This window comes from Xanthomonas boreopolis (assembly GCF_046529185.1).
Classification (GTDB): Bacteria; Pseudomonadota; Gammaproteobacteria; order Xanthomonadales; family Xanthomonadaceae; genus Pseudomonas_S; species Pseudomonas_S boreopolis.
This window is the reverse complement of the sequence record NZ_CP097162.1, coordinates 3883336-3901891: the sequence shown is the minus strand read 5'-3', so window position 1 is coordinate 3901891 and position 18556 is coordinate 3883336. Positions and strand designations below refer to the sequence as shown.

General features: G+C 70.9%; 15 protein-coding genes. 7 read left to right on the top strand and 8 right to left on the bottom strand.

What is annotated here, in order from left to right:
• Positions 1-79 precede the first annotated feature (79 nt).
• Both M3M27_RS17545 and M3M27_RS17540 read left to right on the top strand, forming a co-directional pair.
• A complete protein-coding gene (locus M3M27_RS17545) occupies positions 80-1141 on the top strand; it encodes a LacI family DNA-binding transcriptional regulator (protein ID WP_434026437.1) in 1062 nt (353 codons plus the stop codon).
• Between the two features lie 47 nt (positions 1142-1188).
• Positions 1189-2634: a glycoside hydrolase family 47 protein gene (locus M3M27_RS17540; RefSeq protein WP_434026436.1), complete on the top strand. Its 1446-nt coding sequence runs from the start codon at positions 1189-1191 to the stop codon at positions 2632-2634.
• Between the two features lie 324 nt (positions 2635-2958).
• On the opposite strand, the gene M3M27_RS17535 is transcribed toward M3M27_RS17540, so the two are convergent.
• Entirely contained in the window at positions 2959-5142 is a 2184-nt protein-coding gene (locus tag M3M27_RS17535; protein ID WP_434026435.1) for a primosomal protein N', read from the bottom strand.
• 488 nt (positions 5143-5630) lie between these two features.
• Between M3M27_RS17535 and M3M27_RS17530 the strand changes: the two genes are divergently transcribed.
• From M3M27_RS17530 to sppA, 4 genes are all read left to right on the top strand, one after another.
• Complete coding sequence (locus M3M27_RS17530) at positions 5631-6662, top strand: hypothetical protein (RefSeq protein WP_434026434.1); 1032 nt, start codon at positions 5631-5633, stop codon at positions 6660-6662.
• A 121-nt stretch (positions 6663-6783) separates the two neighbouring features.
• The gene (locus tag M3M27_RS17525) at positions 6784-7311 is read left to right on the top strand and encodes a DUF3106 domain-containing protein (RefSeq protein WP_434028038.1); all 528 of its coding nucleotides are present in this window, start codon (positions 6784-6786) and stop codon (positions 7309-7311) included.
• A gap of 181 nt (positions 7312-7492) precedes the next feature.
• Positions 7493-8854 carry an MATE family efflux transporter gene (locus M3M27_RS17520; RefSeq protein ID WP_434026432.1) on the top strand — a complete coding sequence of 454 codons (1362 nt, stop codon included), beginning with the start codon at positions 7493-7495 and terminating at the stop codon, positions 8852-8854.
• A gap of 278 nt (positions 8855-9132) precedes the next feature.
• The gene (gene sppA, locus M3M27_RS17515; RefSeq protein WP_140726481.1) at positions 9133-11034 is read left to right on the top strand and encodes a signal peptide peptidase SppA; all 1902 of its coding nucleotides are present in this window, start codon (positions 9133-9135) and stop codon (positions 11032-11034) included.
• A 94-nt stretch (positions 11035-11128) separates the two neighbouring features.
• Here sppA and M3M27_RS17510 read toward each other — a convergent pair whose 3' ends face one another.
• Positions 11129-11335 (bottom strand): hypothetical protein, encoded by a 207-nt coding sequence (locus M3M27_RS17510; RefSeq protein WP_434028037.1) that lies wholly within the window; start codon positions 11333-11335, stop codon positions 11129-11131.
• A gap of 102 nt (positions 11336-11437) precedes the next feature.
• On the opposite strand from M3M27_RS17510, the gene M3M27_RS17505 reads away from it, so the two are divergent.
• Complete coding sequence (locus M3M27_RS17505) at positions 11438-12214, top strand: SDR family oxidoreductase (protein WP_434026431.1); 777 nt, start codon at positions 11438-11440, stop codon at positions 12212-12214.
• 60 nt (positions 12215-12274) lie between these two features.
• Here M3M27_RS17505 and M3M27_RS17500 read toward each other — a convergent pair whose 3' ends face one another.
• The 6 genes from M3M27_RS17500 to M3M27_RS17475 form a co-directional block, all read right to left on the bottom strand.
• Positions 12275-12922, bottom strand: a complete 648-nt coding sequence (locus M3M27_RS17500) for a DUF4124 domain-containing protein (protein WP_434026430.1) — start codon at positions 12920-12922, stop codon at positions 12275-12277.
• 104 nt (positions 12923-13026) lie between these two features.
• Positions 13027-13593, bottom strand: a complete 567-nt coding sequence (locus M3M27_RS17495; protein WP_434026429.1) for a Sua5/YciO/YrdC/YwlC family protein — start codon at positions 13591-13593, stop codon at positions 13027-13029.
• Positions 13594-13636: 43 nt separating this feature from the next.
• Positions 13637-16102 (bottom strand): DNA topoisomerase I, encoded by a 2466-nt coding sequence (locus M3M27_RS17490; protein WP_434026428.1) that lies wholly within the window; start codon positions 16100-16102, stop codon positions 13637-13639.
• A gap of 208 nt (positions 16103-16310) precedes the next feature.
• Complete coding sequence (locus tag M3M27_RS17485) at positions 16311-17156, bottom strand: RDD family protein (RefSeq protein WP_434026427.1); 846 nt, start codon at positions 17154-17156, stop codon at positions 16311-16313.
• A gap of 141 nt (positions 17157-17297) precedes the next feature.
• Entirely contained in the window at positions 17298-18014 is a 717-nt protein-coding gene (locus M3M27_RS17480; protein WP_434026426.1) for a pilin, read from the bottom strand.
• A gap of 31 nt (positions 18015-18045) precedes the next feature.
• Positions 18046-18519, bottom strand: coding sequence for a DUF494 family protein (locus M3M27_RS17475; RefSeq protein WP_140726505.1), 474 nt, complete (start codon positions 18517-18519; stop codon positions 18046-18048).
• Positions 18520-18556: the final 37 nt, after the last annotated feature.

The window sequence follows — 18556 nt, the reverse complement described above, 5'->3', positions numbered from 1 at the left end:
CGCTCGCGATGGAACGCGGGTGCGGCCGGCGTCGCGGCGATTCCCCGGATGTGGCATACCTGCGCGAATGGATGAGGCGATGAACGAAAAGACGTCAGGCATCGGCAAGGCGCCGCGCAAGGCCGGCAAGCGCGCGGTCACGGTGACCGATATCGCGCAGGCGGCGGGCGTGTCGCGCGCGACGGTCTCGCTGGTGCTGCGCGGCAGCCCGCTGGTCAATGTCGAGACGCGCGCGAAGGTCGAGGCCGAACTGCGCCGCCAGCGCTACGTGTACAACCGCACCGCGGCCAACTTGCGCCGGCGCACGTCGTCCTCGATCGCGCTGGTGATCAACGACCTGTCCAACCCGTTCTTCGCCGAGTTCGCCTCCGGCGTGGACGAGGCGCTGGGCGCGAAAGGCTACGTGACCCTGCTGGGCAGCACCGGCGAATCGCCGCAGCGCCAGCAGGCCGTGCTGTCCACGCTGATGGAGCACACGCCCACCGGGTTCATCCTCTCGCCGGCCGAGGGCAGCGATGCGCAACAGCTGCAGCAGGTGCTCGGCGCCCATGCCAACGTGCTGCTGTTCAACCGCGAACTGGCGGGCGCCGAGTGGGACTTCCTGACGCTGGACAACCGCAACGGGGCCTACATGGCCACCCGGCACCTGATCGAGCGCGGGCACCGGCGCATCGCCTTCTTCGGCGGCCACGCCACCTCCAGCTCCTGCCACCACCGCCGCGCGGGCTACCAGCAGGCCCTGGCCGAAGCGGGATTGCAGGCGAATCCGCAATGGCTGATCGAGTCGGCCCCGAACCGGCTCGAGGCGGCCGCGCGCACCGGCGAGCTGTTCGCGGGAAGCGAACACCCCAGCGCGGCGGTTTGCTACAACGACACGGTGGCCCTGGGCCTGATGCTGGGCCTGACCTCGCGCGGCATCCGCCCCGGCGGCGATTTCGCGGTCACCGGCTTCGACGACATTTCAGAGGCCGCCATGGCGGTGCCCCCGCTGACCACCCTGACCGCCGATCCGCGCGAACGCGGGCGGCAGGCGGCCGCGCTGCTGCTGCAGCGCGTGGAAAACCCCGATGCGCCACCGATGCGGACCGTCGCGCCGGTGCAGCTGCGCATCCGCGAGAGCAGCGCGGCCCGGCCGAGCTGACGACGCCTCTTTACCGAACCAGACGACGCTTCCATCCTGAGGACTCGATGATGATCCGTGCCCTGCGCAATGCTCCCCTGATCGCGGCCCTGTCGCTGGCGCTGTCCGCCTGCGGCGGCGAGCAGGCCCCGCCCGCTGCCGATGCCGCCCCCGCCGCTGCGCCGGCCGCGGCCAGCCCGGCCACGCCGGCCGAGGTGCCGGCCGTGGACGACGCCGAGGCCGCGCGCCTGGCCGAGCAGGTGCGCGAGCAGACCCGCCATGCCTGGCAGGGCTACATGCAGTACGCCAAGGGCCACGACGACCTGAAGCCGCTCAGCGGCAAGCCGCGCGACTGGTATCCGGTGCCGCTGCTGATGTCGCCGGTCGACGCGCTCGACACGCTGTTGCTGCTCGGCCTGGACAAGGAGGCCAACGAGGCGCGCGAGCTGATCGTCGGCCAGTTGTCGTTCGACCAGGACATCGAAGTGCAGAACTTCGAGGTGACCATCCGCCTACTCGGCGGCCTGCTGTCGGCCTACCAGATGACCCACGACGAGCGCCTGCTCAAGCTCGCCGACGACCTGGGGCGGCGCCTGTCGCCGGTGTTCGACAGTCCCACCGGGCTGCCGTACACCCACGTCAACCTGCGCACCGGCAAGACCCGCGGCAAGATCAGCAACCCGGCCGAGACCGGCACGCTGCTGCTGGAGTTCGGCACCCTGGCCAAGCTGACCGGCAAGCAGGAGTACTACGACAAGGCCAAGCGCGCGCTGGTGGAGACCTACAAGCGCCGCTCCAAGATTGGCCTGGTCGGGCTGAACATCGACGTGGAGACCGGCGAATGGACCAACAAGGATGCGTCCATCGCCGGCGGCATCGATTCGTACTACGAGTACCTGCTCAAGTGCTGGAAGCTGTTCGGCGACGAGGACTGCAAGCGCATGTGGGAGGACAGCATCGGGCCGGTCAACCGCTACCTGGCCGACGAGGTGCGCGGGGGCGAGCTGTGGTACGGCCATGCCGACATGGACAGCGGCAAGCGCACCGCCACCCTGTACGGCGCGCTGGATGCCTTCATGCCGGGCCTGCTGGCGCTGGGCGGCGACCTGGACCGCGCCAAGCGCCTGCAGGAGTCGGGGCTGAAGATGTGGCGCCTGCACGGCATCGAGCCGGAATCGCTGGACTACGCGGCGATGGAGGTGCGTTCGCCGGGCTATGCGCTGCGCCCGGAGATCGTCGAATCGGCCTACTACCTGTACCACTACACGGGCGATGCGCGGTATCGCGGCATGGGCAAGGTGTTCTTCGAGGACTTCGTGCGCGATACGCGCACCGAGCACGGCTTCGCCGCGCTGAAGGACGTGCGCAGCAAGGAGAAGGACGATTCGATGGAGAGCTTCCTGTTCGCGGAAACCTTCAAGTACTACTACCTGCTGTTCGCGCCGAAGACCGCGCTGGATTTCGACGGGGTGGTGTTCAATACCGAGGCGCATCCGTTGCGGCGTACTTGGTGAGTGATGGCGCGCCGCCGCCGTTGTTGCGGCGGCGATGGCTTTTCCTGTAGGGGGGACTTCAGCCCGACGGGCTTCGCCGGTGTTGTTTGAGGCGCTGCGGTTTCCTTCTCCCGCCGGGGTGAAGGCGTGTTGCTTGCGGGCCATTGGCTCGCACACGCCTGAACGCCTGGCGCGCTGCGCCAGGCCGGGGCGCGTAGCGGGGTGCCCGAAGGGCGGATGAGGGTACGGGCGAAGCCTCAGGATCTTTCGTTCGCTTACTGCGCCCAATTGATCCGCTTGCCGACCGGGCCCGCTATGCGGGACGGCATCCACAGGCCGATGCCGTCAATACAGGTCCATCGGATCGACGTCGAGCGACCAGCGCACGCGCCGTGCCTGCGGCAGTGCGTAGACCTGCGGCAATACCTGGTCGAGCAGCGCGTGCAGCGGCGGGCGCTGCGCGCAGGAGAGCAGCAACTGGGTGCGCTGGAAGCCGGCGCGGCGCGGCATCGGCGCGGGCATCGGGCCGTAGGCCTCGACCGCGCCGTGGCCGAGCAGCCCGCGCACCGCGCGCAGGAAGTCGTTGGCCGCCTCCACGTGCTTGGCCTCGGCGCGGAACAGCGCCAGGTGCGCGGATGGCGGGAAACCGGCGCCTTCGCGCTGCGCGAGTTCGGCCTCGGCGAAGGCGTGGTAGCCGCCGTTGATCAGGGTCTGCAGCAGCGGGTGTTCCGGATGATGGGTCTGCAGCCAGACTTCGCCGGGACGCTCGGCGCGGCCGGCGCGGCCGGCGACCTGGATCAGCTGCTGGGCCAGTTTCTCGGCGGCGCGGAAATCGGCCGAGAACAGGCCCTCGTCGATGCCGACCACCACCACCATGGTCAGCTTCGGCAGGTCGTGGCCCTTGGCCAGGATCTGGGTACCGACCAGGATGCCGGGCGCATCGCCGAGCCGGGCCAGTTGGGTTTCCAGCGCGTCGCGGCGCTGGGTGGTGCCGCGGTCGATGCGCACCACCGGCTGGCCCGGGAACGCCTCGACCAGGCTTTCCTCGAGCCGCTCGGTGCCGATGCCCTGCGGCTGCAGCGCCAGGCTGCCGCACGCCGGGCAGGCCAGCGGTGCCGGTTGGCGCGCGCCGCAGTGGTGGCACTGCAGGCGCCGGCCGCCGGCATGCACGGTCATCGGCGTGGCATGCAGCGGTGTGCTGCAGCGGTTGCACGGCGCGGTCCAGCCGCAGTCGTGGCACAGCAGCACCGGGGCATAGCCGCGCCGGTTCTTGAACACCAGTACCTGCTCGCCGCGCGCCAGCGCCTCGCCGATGCCGGCCAGCACGTCCGGCGACAGGCCGTCCTTGAGCAGGCGCTTGCGCACGTCGAGCACGCGCACGCGCGGCGGCCTGGCCTCGCCGGCGCGGCGCGACAGGCGCAGGTGGCGGTAACGGCCGCCGAGCGCGTTGTGTAGCGATTCCAGCGACGGCGTGGCGCTGCCGAGGATCACCGGCACGTCCAGCGCCTTGGCGCGCACCAGGGCGAAATCGCGGGCGTGGTAGCGGATGCCGTCCTGTTGCTTGTAGCTGCCGTCGTGCTCCTCGTCGACGACGATCAGCCCGGCCTGCGGCAGCGGCGTGAACACGGCCGAGCGGGTGCCCACGACCAGCCGTGCCTCGCCGCGCGCGGCGGCGGTCCACACCCGCGCGCGCTCGCCATCTGGCAATCCCGAATGCAAGGCGTGCACCGTCACCCCGAGGCGGGCGCGGAAGCGCGCCAGCGTCTGCGGGGTCAGGCCGATCTCCGGCACCAGCACCAGCGCCTGGCGGCCGCGTGCCAGGCAATCGGCGATCGCCTGCAGGTAGACCTCGGTCTTGCCGCTGCCGGTGACGCCGTCGAGCAGGAAGGTGCCGAAGCCGGACTGGGCGGCGATCGCGGCCACCGCGTCCTGCTGTTCCGAATTGAGCGGCGGTCCCGGCCGGATCGCATCGGGCGGCGGTGGCGCTACCGCGACGCGCTCGGCGAGGCCGCGCCTGGACAGGCTGCGCGCCGCTTCGCGCCAGCCTTCCAACTGCAGGTCCAGGCGGTCTTCGTCGACGGGGGCGGCGGCCAGCAGCTCCGCGAGCCGGGCCGGACGGGTGCCGCGGCGCAGTCCCGGCCGGCCGGTATGGCCGGCTTCGGTCAGCCGCCAGGCCCATGTCCGGGTATCCGGCAGGGCCTCGCCGCGGCGCAGCGGGCCGGGCAGGGCGGTGGCCAGCACCTCGCCGAGCGGCGCATGGGTATAGCGCGCCAGCCATTGCAGCGACCGCGGCAGTTCGCCGGTCAGCAGCGGGACGTCGTCGTGCCAGGCCAGGATCTCGCGCAGGCCGTCCGGGGCCGCCTGCTCGCCCAGGCCGACCACCACGCCGGCCAGTTCGCGCGGGCCGAACGGCACGCCGACCCGGCGGCCGATCGCGTCGTCCGGGACGGCGGTGCCGGACGGCGGCAGGTAGTCGAACAGCTGCGGCAACGGGACCGGCAGGGCGACCTGGAGGGTGCGGATCGGCATCGGACCAGTTTAGGGGTGTCGTCAATCCTCATGCGGCACGGTGTGCGGCCGGACGAAGAGGGCGTTCCGGGGCGGCCTGCGCCGCCCGTGGCGCCGGCCCCTTGGCCCCTGTTCCTGTGCCGGGGTTTGATAAATGGGATGTAAATCCACGTCCCGGTTGGGGAATTGGCGTTATCCACACTGGCTGTGGATAAGGTTGTGGGTTTCCCCTGCACTGCTGCCCGCAAAGGCGCGCCCATCGGCCTCTGCCACAAGTTGGACAAATTTTCGCCACTGCACAAATTTTCTTTGGAAACAGGAACTTAGTGGTGAAATATCGCTGAAACAAGGGTTTTCCGCGCTTGGCGAGGATTTGTGAGGGCCGATCTTTACTGCTGTGCACAACCTGCCGCCGTCCGGTACGTGAGCGGGCCGTGAGCGAAGCCGCCTGTCAAGGGGGCAGGAACGCCTGGGCCGCCGCTATCATGCCGTCCGATGACGGAGTACCCATGACCGCAACGCCGCCTTCCGAACCTTCCGTCACCCCTGCGGCGTTGTCGGCTTTCCTGCGCGGCGTCGAGCGGCGCGGCTTCGTGGTGGCGCTGCTGCAGGGCGGGGACGGGGCCTTGGCGGAACGCGCGCTCGCCGCCGCCCAGCGGGCCTTCCGCAACCACGCCAACGAAGAGCTGATGGCCGCCTGGCCGGTGCGTTTCTGGAGCCTGTTGTCGGCGACCCCGGGCCTGCGCCATGCCCATGCCGGGACCTGGCCCGAGCCGTTCGCGGCGTTGGCGACGGCGACGCCGGAGGACCGGCTGGCCCTGTTGTTGCGGATCGTGGCCGGGCTCGACGAGCCGATGGCGTCCGACGTGCTCGGCGTGAGCGAGGACGACTACCGCGCCGCACTCGGACGCGCCTGCCCGCGCAATGCGGCCGGGCAACCCGATGCCGCTGCGTGGCGCGCGCTGGCCGAGGCCGCGCAAGCCCGGGTGCGCGACCTGGCCCCGGAGCAACTGGAGCGCCTGGTGCGGCTGCGCGAGGCGGCCCTGGCCGGCGCCCCGGCGATGGCGGCAACGGATACCCACGCGCCTGCGCGCCAGGCACCGGCCCCCGGCCGGGCGGAGCCGCGCCGCGGCCAGGTGCGGCGCGGCCGCACGGGCTGGGCCGTCGCGGCCATCGTGGTCGTCCTGGCGGGCCTGGCGGCGCTGGGCGGGTGGTGGTGGTGGCAGCGGCAGGCGCCGGTGCTGCCGCCGGAGCCGGCCTCGCAGGCGCTGCCGGGCGCGCTGCACGTCGTCGATGCCGGTCCGGTCCTGGTCGAGGAACTGCCGGCCGACGATGACCGCCCCGCATCCGAAGCGGTATCGGCGATCGATCCGGCCGATGCGGCGATGCTGGCCGATCCCGAACTCGGGCTGGCCCGGCAGGCCGACTTCTACGCCTGGGCCGCCGCCGGCGGGCCGGTACCCGCGGACGAGTCCGAAGCCCGCCCGGTCGCCGGCGAGCCGGCTTCGGCAGGACTGGAGACGGTCGATGACGAAAACTAGCCGGCGGCTTTTCTTCCGCGCAGGCAGCGGGACGGGGAATCGCGCGGGCCTCCCGCGGGGCGCCGGCCGCGATCCCGGGCACCGGCGCGGATCGCGCGCCGTCGCGGCGGCTGTCGGGCTGCTGCTGGGCTTGCCCGTCGCTCCGGCCATCGCCCAGGCCCTGCCGGCACCGCTGGACGAGAACGCCGGCGGCGCCCTGGCATCGCCGCGCGTGGACTGGCAAGCGATGACGCCGGCGCAGCGCGCCGACCTGCGCGCGCGCTACCGCGCCTGGCGCGAGCTCGACGATGCCGAGCGTGCGCGGATAAGACAGGCGCGCGACCGCCTGGCCGCGTTGCCGGCCGAGCAGCAACGCGCGCAGCGCGTGCGGTTCGACGCCATGGACCGCCTGTACCGCGATGGCTGGCGGCTCGGCCCGACCCTGGGCGCGCACTACGCGCACCTGCAGCCGCTGTTCGGTTACGTGCCGCCGGCGCAGCGCGACGTGCTGCTCGGCCTGCTGCGCAGCCTGGATGCCGAACAGCTGCAGCAACTGGCGGTGATCTCGCAACGCACCCCGCCGCAGGAGCGCGATGCATTGCGCAACGAGTTGCTCGCGCAGGCCCCGGCCGCGCGCGCGGCGTGGCTGCGTCGCAAGCTCGGGCGCTGACCGGCGCGAAAGCCTTGCGTGCGGCTTCGTGTCGCCGCCTGCGGGCCGGGCACGCCGCAACGGCAGCCGGCGTGCGAAGCCGTGTCACCGGCCGGCCGCCGAGCGGCGGTACAATAGACGGTTCACGCTACCCGGTACGAGCGCCCTCCCGGCGCGGCCGCAGTACGCGCCCGTGTTTCCCATGTCTGCTGCATCCCTTCCGGCGACGCCACGCTTCGGCAGCGAAGTGCGCGCCACCCTCCTGCTCGCCCTGCCGCTGGTGCTGGGCCATGTTTCCACCGGCCTGATCGGCTTCGTCGACAACGTCATCGCCGGCCACCACGGCACCGACACGCTGGCGGCGGTCACGATCGGCACGGCACTGCTGTGGCTGCCGATGCTGGTGCCGATCGGCACGCTGATCTCGCTGACCGCCTCGGTCTCGCAACTGCAAGGGGCCGGCCGCGAGAACGAGATCGCGCCGCTGTTCCGGCAGGCGCTGTGGCTCTCGCTGGGCCTGAGCGCGGCGATGTTCGCCTTCCTTTCGCTGGTGCCGCCGCTGTTGCCGGCGTTCGGCATCGCGCCGGACATCGTGCCGGGCGCGACCGCCTTCCTGCACGCGGTGCGCTGGGGCGTGCCGGCGCTGACGCTGTACTTCTGCATGCGCTACCTGAGCGAAGGCACGCACTGGACGCTGCCGACGATGCTGCTCGGCTTCGGCGGCCTGCTGGTGCTGGCGCCGCTGGGCTATGCGCTGACCTACGGCCGCTTCGGGTTTTCCGAGCACGGCGCCGAGGGCCTGGGCATCGCCTCGGCCACGACGATGTGGGTGCAGGCGCTGGCGTTCGCGCTGTACCTGTGGCGCGCCAAGCGTTTCGCGCACCTGAAGCTGTTCGCGCACTTCGAGCCGCCGCGCTGGAAGCCGATCCGCGACCTGCTGCGGACCGGCCTGCCGATCGGCATCACCGTGCTAATGGAAGGCGGCCTGTTCATCGTCACCGCGCTGCTGATCGGCCGGCTCGGCGCGCTGCAGGCCGCCGCGCACCAGATCGCGATCAACGTCTCGCAGCTGTGCTTCATGATCCCGATGGGCGTGGCCGAGGCGACCACGGTGCGGGTCGGCCATGCGGTCGGCCGCAGCGACCCGCTCGGCGTGCGCCGCGCGGCCTGGGCCGGCTATGCGATCGTGCTGGCGACGCAGGCGCTGTCGGCGTCCACGCTGCTGTTCGGCCACGACGCCATCGTCGGCGTCTACACCGACGACATCGCGGTGGCGGCGCTGGCCTCGACGCTGCTGCTGTTCGCGGCGACCTTCCAGTTCCCGGACGGGCTCCAGGTGCTCTCGGCCGGCGCGCTGCGCGGGCTGAAGGACACCCGCGTGCCGATGTTCATCGCGATGTTCGCCTACTGGGGCCTGGGCATGCCGCTCGGTGCCGGCCTCGGGCTGGGACTGGGCTGGGGGCCGCAGGGCATGTGGATCGGCCTGATCCTCGGCCTGACCGCCGCCGCGGTGCTGATGGGCTGGCGCTTCCGGGTCAGCAGCCGGCGGCTGCTGGCCGCCTAGCGCGGCCATGCCCGTGCCGCTGGTGGCCGACCTTGCCGGAAGAGCGGCCCGGGCCGCGTCGCGGCCGCCGCGAAGGGCTTGGCACGTTCCGGCCCTGACTTCCAGCGCATGCCAGCCCCCTTGCGTGGGGCTATGCTGGCCCCGAATCTTTCGCGGGTCGCCCGCGAAAGCCCGCGCATCCGTGTGCGGGGCGTTGACCCTGTCGTGAGTCCCTCGCAAGGGACGCGGCACGTCCGCGTGCCGGTGTCCCCAAGACGTTTCCCTGGATGGAGCCCTCCATGAACCAACCCGCACGTCGCAATCCCATCGCCGTCTTCTTCGTCGGCCTGTGGAATGTGATGAATTTCACCCGGCGGTTGATCCTGAACCTGCTGTTCTTCGGCCTGCTGTTCCTGATGCTGCTGGTGTTCGTGGCGGCGCTGGCGCGCGGCAACGGGGTCAAGCCGTTGCAGGACCGCACCACGCTGGTGATCGCGCCGGAAGGCAAGCTGGTCGAGCAGTTCAGCGCCGACCCGGTCAGCCGCGCGCTGGCCAAGGCGGTGGGCGACAAGGGCGCCGAGGAGATCCAGCTGCGCGACCTGGTCCGGGTGATCGAGGCGGCCAAGGACGACAAGAAGATTGAGCGCGTGCTGCTGGACGTGGACAAGCTGCAGCCGTCCGGCTTCGCCTCGCTGCGCGAGGTCGCCGCGGCGCTGCAGGAACTGAAGGCCTCGGGCAAGCAGGTCGTCGCCTTCGGCGAGAACATGACCCAGGCCCAGTACCTGCTGGCCGCGCAGGCCAACGAGGTCTACCTCGACCCGATGGGCGGGCTGGTGCTGGAAGGGCTCGGGCGCTACCGCCAGTACTTCCGCGAGGGCCTGCAGGACAAGCTCGGCGTGGACGTGCACCTGTTCCGCGTGGGCGAGTACAAGTCCGCCGCCGAGCCGTACATCCTCGATGCCGCCTCGGCCGACGCCAAGGAAGCCGACCTGTTCTGGATGAACGACGTGTGGCAGCGCTACCTGGCCGACGTCGGCAAGGCGCGCAAGCTCGACCCGGCGCAGATCGCCGCCGGCATCGACACGATGCCCGAGGGCATCGCCGCCTCGGGTGGCGACCTGGCCAAGTACGCGTTGCGGCAGAAGCTGGTGGACGGGCTCAAGACGCGCGAGGAGATCGACAAGCTGCTGGCCGAGCGCGGCGTGGCCGACGACGACGCGGACGCCGGTTTCCGCAGCGTCGATTTCGACGGCTACCTGGCCCAGCTCGACGCGCGCCGTTCGGCGATGGACACGCGCCCGCAGGTCGCGGTGGTGGTGGCCGAGGGCGAGATCAGCGGCGGCGAACAGCCGGCCGGCAAGATCGGCGGCGAGTCGACCGCGGCGCTGCTGCGCCAGGCGCGCGACGACAAGGACGTGAAGGCGGTGGTGCTGCGCGTGGATTCGCCCGGCGGCGAGGTGTTCGCGTCCGAGCAGATCCGCCGCGAGGTGGTCGCGCTGAAGCAGGCCGGCAAGCCGGTGGTGGTGTCGATGGGCGACCTGGCCGCCTCCGGCGGCTACTGGATCAGCATGGATGCCGACCGCATCTATGCCGACCCGTCCACGATCAGCGGCTCGATCGGCATCTTCGGGCTGATCCCCAACATCAATCGTTCGCTCGGCAAGATCGGCGTGCATACCGACGGCGTCGGCACCACGCGCTTCGCCGGCGCATTCGACATCAGCCGGCCGCTGGATCCGGCGGTCGGGCAGGTGATCCAGTCGGTGATCGACAAGGGCTACGCCGATTTCACCGGCAAGGTCGCGCAGGCGCGCAAGCAGCCGGTGGAGGCGATCGACAAGGTCGCGCGCGGCCGCGTGTGGAGCGGCGCGCAGGCCAAGGAGCGCGGCCTGGTCGATGCGTTCGGCGGCATGAAGGAGGCGGTGGCCGATGCCGCTGCCCGCGCCAAGCTGTCCCAGGGCAAGTTCCGCGTGCGCTACGTCGAGAAGCCGGCCTCTCCGTTCGCGCAGTTCATGCAGGGCTTCGCCGGCAGCCGCATCGGCGCCTGGATGCTGGGCGACTCCGGCCTGGCCCGCGCGATGCTGGCGCGCTCGCTGCCGGAGATGGATACGCAGCTGCGCTTCGTCGAGGACGCGGTCGGCGAAGCCAAGCAGGGCGGCGCGCCGGTGAAGGCGCTGGCTTACTGCTTCTGCGGGTTCTGAAAAGCACCTGAAGCCCCTCTCCCCTCCGGGAGAGGGGCTTCAGGCAGCTCGCGCGCGACGCCCATCAGGCGTCCGAAGGGATCCAAAGCCTGCCTCAGCGCGTCGCCGCATCGATCGCCGCGCGCTGCTGCTCCGCGGCCTGATCGGTGACCTGCTGCGCCGCCTTGGCCTTGTCCAGCGGTTGCCGGATCGCATCGCGCAGCGCGGTCGCCTGCGGCTCCGGCGGGCGTTCGGGCGATGGCGGCTCGGGCCGCTTGCACGCTGCCAGCAACGGCAAGATCAGCAAACCCATGCACAGCATCTTGTTCATCGGCGGACCCTCATGCGGTGTGGCGTTATCCTACGCCGCATGCCGTATGGGCGATGAGACGCGCTCGCGGCACGGCCCTCGCTGGAGAATCACATGACCTCATCCCGCTGGCGTCTGGACGGACAGACCGCCCTCATCACCGGCGCCAGCGCCGGCATCGGCCTGGCGATCGCGCGCGAGCTGCTCGGCTTCGGCGCCGACCTGCTGATGGTCGCGCGCGATGCCGACCTGCTCGAACAGGTCCGCAACGAGCTGGCCGACGAATTCCCCGAGCGCGAGCTGCACGGGCTGGCCGCGGACGTGGCCGACGACGAGGACCGGCGCGCGATCCTGGATTGGGTGGAGGACCATGCCGACGGCCTGAACCTGCTGGTCAACAACGCCGGCGGCAACGTCACCCGCGCCGCGATCGACTACACCGAGGACGAATGGCGCGGGATCTTCGAGACCAACCTGTTCTCCGCCTTCGAGCTGTCGCGCTACGCGCACCCGCTGCTGGCGCGGCACGCGTCCTCGGCGATCGTCAACGTCGGCAGCGTGTCCGGCCTGGTCCACGTGCGCAGCGGCGCGCCCTACGGCATGACCAAGGCGGCGCTGCACCAGATGACGCGCAACCTCGCCTGCGAATGGGCCGAGGACGGCATCCGCGTCAACGCGGTCGCGCCGTGGTACATCCGTACCCGCCGCACCTCCGGGCCGCTGTCGGATCCGGACTACTACGACCAGGTGATCGACCGCACGCCGATGGGGCGCATCGGCGAGCCGGAGGAAGTGGCCGCGGCGGTGGCGTTCCTGTGCCTGCCGGCCGCCAGCTACGTCACCGGCGAATGCATCGCGGTCGACGGCGGATTCCTGCGCTACGGCTTCTGACGCCGCCGGCATCGCGGCGGTGCCGCGGCGACGGTGGACGACCTGGCGGTCCCGCGCGCCTCAGGTACCGCCGCAATCCTGCTCCATGCGCGCCTCGATGCCGCGCTGCTCGCGCACCAGTTGCTCGCGCTCGCTCTGCAGGGCGCTGTTGTAGCGCCTGATGAGCTCCCAGCGCCGGTCGGACAGGCGGGCGCAGACCTCGCGCTGGGGCAGCGCATGGCAGGCGTCGCGGACCAGCACGCTGCCGTAGGGCACGATCACGCCGGACACCAAGCCGTCGGGCCTGCCGGGACGTGCGGGCGGCGGATACGCAGGGCCCGGCCGCGGGCGTCCCGCTACGTGCCCCTGGACCCAGGCCGGCACCCAGCGCGGATTGCCTTCGTCGGTGTCGCTGGTATAGCGATCGCCGTCGGCCGACACGCATTCGTACATCGGTTGCGGCGGCTGCACGCCGACGATGCGGATCTCGCGCACGGCAGGCGCCGGCGCCGGTCTTGCCGGCTCGGGCGCCGCCGCCCGCGGCGGCGGGTCCTTCGGCCGCTGCATGTCGAGGACCTGCTGCCGGCCGTTGTCGCACGGGGTGTTCTGCAGGGCCACCGCGCCGCTGCTGGAAGTGCAGCGGTAGATGCGCACGCTGTCCGCATCGGCCGCGCGCGCCTGCGGCGCGGCAAGCAGCAACAACGGCACGAGGACGGCGAGGAGGCACATGCGCGCATGGTGCGCAATACGCGCGCCGAAGCAAAGTGCCTGCGCGGGTCCCGGAAGCCTTCCAGAGAGCGCGGAGGCCGCCCGGGACGCCCCGGGAGGCAGGCCTAGTCGCGCAGGACCTCGCCGGTGAGCGCGACCCGGATCGGCGTCGGCTGGGCCAGGCCGCCGGTCTCGCCGTCGAGCAGGCCGTCGATGCTGGCCAGCAGGGCCGGGTCCAGTTCGCCGCGGCTGCGCGCCGGCGGCATGCCGGCCAGGTTGGCGCTGGTGGATACCAGGGGGGCTCCCCAGGCGCGGCAGAGCCGCTCGACCAGCGGGTGCGCGCTGATGCGCACGGCGATGCCGGGGTGGCGGCCGGTGACCCAGGCGGGCGCCTGCGCGCTAGCGGGCAGGATCCAGGTGTTCGGGCCGGGCCAGCTGGCGCGGACCACCGCGAGCCGTTCCGGCGGCAGGGCGGCCAGGTCGAGCCAGTCGTGCAGCGTGGCCAGGTCGTCGGCCACGACGATCACGCCCTTCTCGACCGGCCGCCGCTTGATCTGCAGCAGTCGCATCACCGCCGGTTCCTGGCGCGGGTCGCAACCCAGGCCCCAGACGGCTTCGGTCGGATAGGCGATCACGCCGCCCGCATGCAGGGCGGCGACGGCGGCATCCAGGGAAAGCGCGTGGTCGGTCATGGCGTGGAAGCGAGATGGAAGCGTTGCGGTCGGCTCCGGCGGGTCAGCTGGCGGCCTTCTTCGCCACGGTCTTCCTTGCGGTCTTCTTCGCAGGCGACTTGGCCGCTTTCTTGGCTGCCGCCTTCTTGGCGGGGGCCTTCTTCGCGGCGGTCTTCTTCGGTGCCTCGTCCTTGGCGGCCGCCTTCTTGGCGGCGGCCTTCTTGGCGCCGAATCCCTTGCGCGCGGGCTTGCCGGTCTCGGCCAGCAATTGCTGCACCTCGGCCAGCGTCAGCGAGGCCGGGTCGCGGTCCTTGGGGATCTTGCCGTTGAGGTTGCCGTCGCTGATGTACGGGCCGAAGCGCCCGTTGAGCACCTGGATGTCGCTGCCGGGGAAGTCCTTGATCACGCGGTTGCGCGCGATCTCTTCCTTCTCCTCGATCAGGAACACCGCGCGCGCCAGGTCGATCGAATACGGATCGTCCTCCTTCTTCAGCGAGGCGTAGGTGCTGCCGCGCTTGGCGAACGGACCGAAGCGGCCGATGCCGACGCTGACCTGCTCGCCGTTGCTCTCGCCGAGGACGCGCGGCATCTCGAACAGCTTGAGCGCTTCCTCCACGCTGATGGTGTAGATGCTCTGGCCCGGGCGCAGCGAGGCGAAGCGCGGCTTCTCCTCGTCCTCGACCGTGCCGATCTGCACCATCGGCCCGAACCGGCCGATGCGCGCGCTGATCGTCTTGCCGCTGGCCGGGTCGGTGCCCAGCACGCGCACGCTGCCGGCATCGGTCTTGTCGAGCGAATCCTTCTTCTCCTCGACCAGTTCCTTGAACGGCCCCCAGAACTTGGCCATCAGCGGGATCCATTCCTCCTCGCCGCGCGAGACCGCATCCAGCTCGTCCTCCAGCCGCGCGGTGAAGTCGTAGTCCACGTAGCGGGCGAAGTGCCCGGCCAGGAACTTGGACACGGCGCGGCCGACGTCGGTCGGGCGGAAGCTGCGCCCCTCCATCTCCACGTACTTGCGGAACAGCAGGGTCTGGATGATCGAGGCGTAGGTCGAGGGGCGGCCGATGCCGTACTCCTCCAGCGCCTTGACCAGGGCCGCTTCGGTGTAGCGCGGCGGCGGCTGGGTGAAGTGCTGCTCGGTGAGCACGCGCTCCAGCGGCACGTTGTCGCCGGGCTTCATCGCCGGCAGCTTGCGGCCTTCGTCCTCGTCCTCGGCGGACTTGTTGTCCTTGCCCTCCTCGTACACGGCGAGGAAGCCCGGCACCACCACGGTGGTGCCGCTGGCGCGGAAGCTGTGCGCGCTGCCGGCGGCCAGCTCGACGCTGACCGTGTTGAGCGTGGCCGGGATCATCTGGCAGGCGACGGTGCGCTTCCAGATCAGCTCGTAGAGCTTGCGCTCGTCGTCGGAAAGGTAGCGGTTGACCTGCGAGGGCGTGCGCAGCGCCGAAGTCGGGCGCACCGCCTCGTGCGCTTCCTGCGCGTTCTTCGACTTGGTGGTGTAGACGTTCGGCTTGTCCGGCAGCGCGCCGGTGCCGTAGTCGCGCGCGATCACGTCGCGCAGCTCGGCCAGCGCGTCCTGCGACAGGTTGACCGAGTCGGTACGCATGTAGGTGATCAGGCCGACGCTGCCTTCCTCGCCCAGCGCCACGCCTTCGTACAGCTTCTGCGCGACCTGCATGGTCTTGCGGGTGGTGAAGCCGAGCTTGCGCGAGGCCTCCTGCTGCAGCGTGGAGGTCGTGAACGGCGCGGCCGGGCGGCGCTTGCGCTCCTTGCTGGCCACGTCGGTGACGTGCAGCCGGCCCTGCGCGGCCTGCTGGATGCGCAGCCGCGCGGCCTCGGCCGATTCGCCGTCGGTGATCGTGAACTGCTCGAACTTCTGCCCGTCCAGCTTCACCAGCTTGGCGCTGAAGGGCTGCGACGGGTGCGCGCATTCCGCGGCGATGCTCCAGTACTCGCGCGCGACGAAGGCTTCGATCTCCTCCTCGCGCTCGACGATCATCCGCAGCGCCGGCGATTGCACGCGGCCGGCCGACAAGCCGGCCTGGACCTTGCGCCACAGCACCGGCGACAGGTTGAAGCCCACCAGGTAGTCCAGCGCGCGGCGCGCCTGCTGCGCATCGACCAGGTCGCCGGCGATCGCGCGCGGCTTCTGCATGGCCTCCTTGATCGCGCGCGGCGTGATCTCGGTGAACACCACGCGCTGCATCGGCTTGTCCTTCAGCAGCCCACGCTCTTTCAGGATCTCGGCGATGTGCCAGCTGATCGCCTCGCCCTCGCGGTCCGGGTCGGTCGCCAGGTAGATGTCGTCGGCCGCCTTGGCCGCCTTGGCGATCGCCTCCACGTGCTTCTCGTTCTTGTCGATCAGGTCGTAGCGCATCGCGAACCCGTTGTCCGGATCGACCGCGCCCTCCTTGGGGACGAGGTCGCGCACGTGCCCATACGAGGCCAGGACGGTGAAGTCCTTGCCGAGGTATTTGTTGATCGTCTTGGCCTTGGCGGGCGATTCGACGATGAGCAGGTGCTTGGGCATGGTGGAGGCGGGTTCTGGAAGGGGGCGGACGCCCCGGCGGGGGCGGTAGGGTGGCCTAATTGGCCCGTGGAGGGAAGCAGAACGCGTGTTTCGCAGACGTAGACGCCCGGGGCGGCCAGGCCCCGGGCGCACGCTGTCGCGGTATTTATAGTCAAATCACGGCCGGTCGCCGGCTGTCAAGCGGCCCGGCCCGGCCGCGGCGGCCGGGTCAGCGCGACGCGTGCACGAGCACCGCCAGCGCGATCAAGGCGACGATGGCCACGAGCAACAGCACGGCGTACAGGCCCAGCACCACGATCGTCACCGTGTCCAACCCGCGCTGCTGGTGCTGCGGCTGGTCGGTATAGGCCCAGCGGTCGACCACCAGGGTGTCGCAGAAGAAGTCGTGCGGGGCCTGCTTGCGCCGGGTCAGGCCGGCCATGCAGGCGGTCACCACGATACCGATGCCGCAGGTCAGCACCGTCACCAGCACGTAGGCGACGTAGCGCAGGAAACCGCGCCAGAACCCGATCCGTTCGCCATTGCCGCGCACCACCTTGATGCCCACCGCGAGCTTGCCCAGGCTGGCCTGGTGGCGCGTGGCCTGCATCCAGCCGAAGTACACCGCGGGTATCAGCAGGCCGAGCCCGTAGGCCAGTCCGCCGAACAGCAGCGTGGCGGCGTCCGGGGGCGAACCGGCCTGCCCGGCCAGCGTTCCCAGGCCCAGGCCGAGCACCAGCACCAGCGGGATCAGCAGGGCATAGGTCAGCATCGAGGTGACGAAGCCGTCGATGATGCTGGCGGCCGCGCGCCGCCAGAGCCCGGCATACACCACGTCCTCGTCCGCGGCACGGACGAGGGTGGTCCCGTCCGCCGCGGGCAGGGCTTCGGCGGACGGCAACGCGATGCCGAGTTCGGCCGCGCAGGCCGCCAGAGGTTGCCAGCCCGGCATGCCGGTGCGCCAGACCAGGCTGGTGCGGTCCAGCTCGCCGCGTTCGAAACGGGCCCGCAGTTCGTCTCCGTCCAGCGGTCCTTGCTGCTGACGCCAGGCGTCGGCGTAGTACCAGTTCGTCATGGTGCGTCCATCTGATCTGCGTCGATTCGTGCGCTTCGTTCGTGCTCGCCGATGTGGCCATGTCGCATCGGCGCGACGGCGTTCCCGTCCGCGCCGCAGCATGGCCGGGCGGGCCGGCCGGCGGTCTTCAGCGATGCCCGGTCATCCGCGGCACTGGCTGGGCAGGTAGCGGTCGTCGATCTCCGAACTGCAGTGCCAGTTGCCGGTGCTCTCGTCGTAATCCAGCCAGATCGCCTTGCCGTCGATCTCCGCCTCGCCGGCCGCCTCGACCTGGCCTTCCATGCCGCAGTGGCCGTCGTCGAAACGACCGATCCGCAGCGCGCCCAGCGGTTTGTCGGCGTAGCTTTCCGGCGCGCCGAAGCCTTCGTCGCCGTTGACCGGGCAGCGGCCTTCGCGGGCATGGAACCCGGCGATGGCGTCCTCGTGCGCCCGCATCAGCTCCACGGCGCCGGCGGTCTTGCTGCGCAGGACGTACTGCTGGTAGGCGGGCAGGGCGATGGCCGCGAGGATGCCGAGCAGGATCATCAGGAACACCCCGGCGACCGCGGCGACGATGGCGGCGATCGCGCATCCGGACAGGCCCTTCCTGGGAGGCGGGGCGGTCGTGGAGGGTGCGGTGGCGGTCGGCTGCGCGGGCGGCGGGGGCAACGGCGGCGGCGTGTCCGCGTCCCTGGCGGGCATGGCGATGCCCAGTTCGGCGGCGGCCTCCGCCAGGGGCTGCCACTGCGCCCAGCCATCGCGCCAGACCAGCGTATCCAGCCCGATCCGCCCGGAGCGGTACAGCTCCACGATGTTTTCCGGCGGCAACGGCCCCTGCCGATGGCGATTGCCCTCGGCGTAGTACCACCCGTTCGTCATCCTTGTCCCCGCGCGAGCGAAAAAGTCCGCGTCAGTGTACGGGTTCGGGCTCGTCGACGAACATCTGGGTCTCCATCCAGGCGTAGGCGGCCTCGGCGCCTGGCTGGTTGAACAGCACCATCAGCACGACCCACTTGAGGTCGTCCAGGTCCAGCTCGTCCTGGTCGAGCGCCATCGCCCGGTCCAGTACCAGTTCGCGCTGGTCGGCGTCGAGCACGCCGTGCTGTTCCAGGAACAGCAGGAAGCCCCGGCACTCGACGTCGAGCTTGTCCAGCTCCGGCCCGTGGTAGACGCGCACCGGGCCGTCCACGTTCGGCGTGGCCACGCTCGGGCGCTGCTCGGCCAGCGCATCGAGCCAGTCGAACGCCTTGCTGATCTCGGAGGGGCTGAATCCGGCCTGGATCAGGCCATTTTGCAGGGAGTCGCGGTCGCGGACGAGATCCGCATCCTCGCTGAAGTAGTGTTCGAACAGGTACAGCAGGACATCCAGAATGCTCTCTTTCATTGCCCTCGGCCTGCGTCGCTGGGGACGCTGTGGAGGT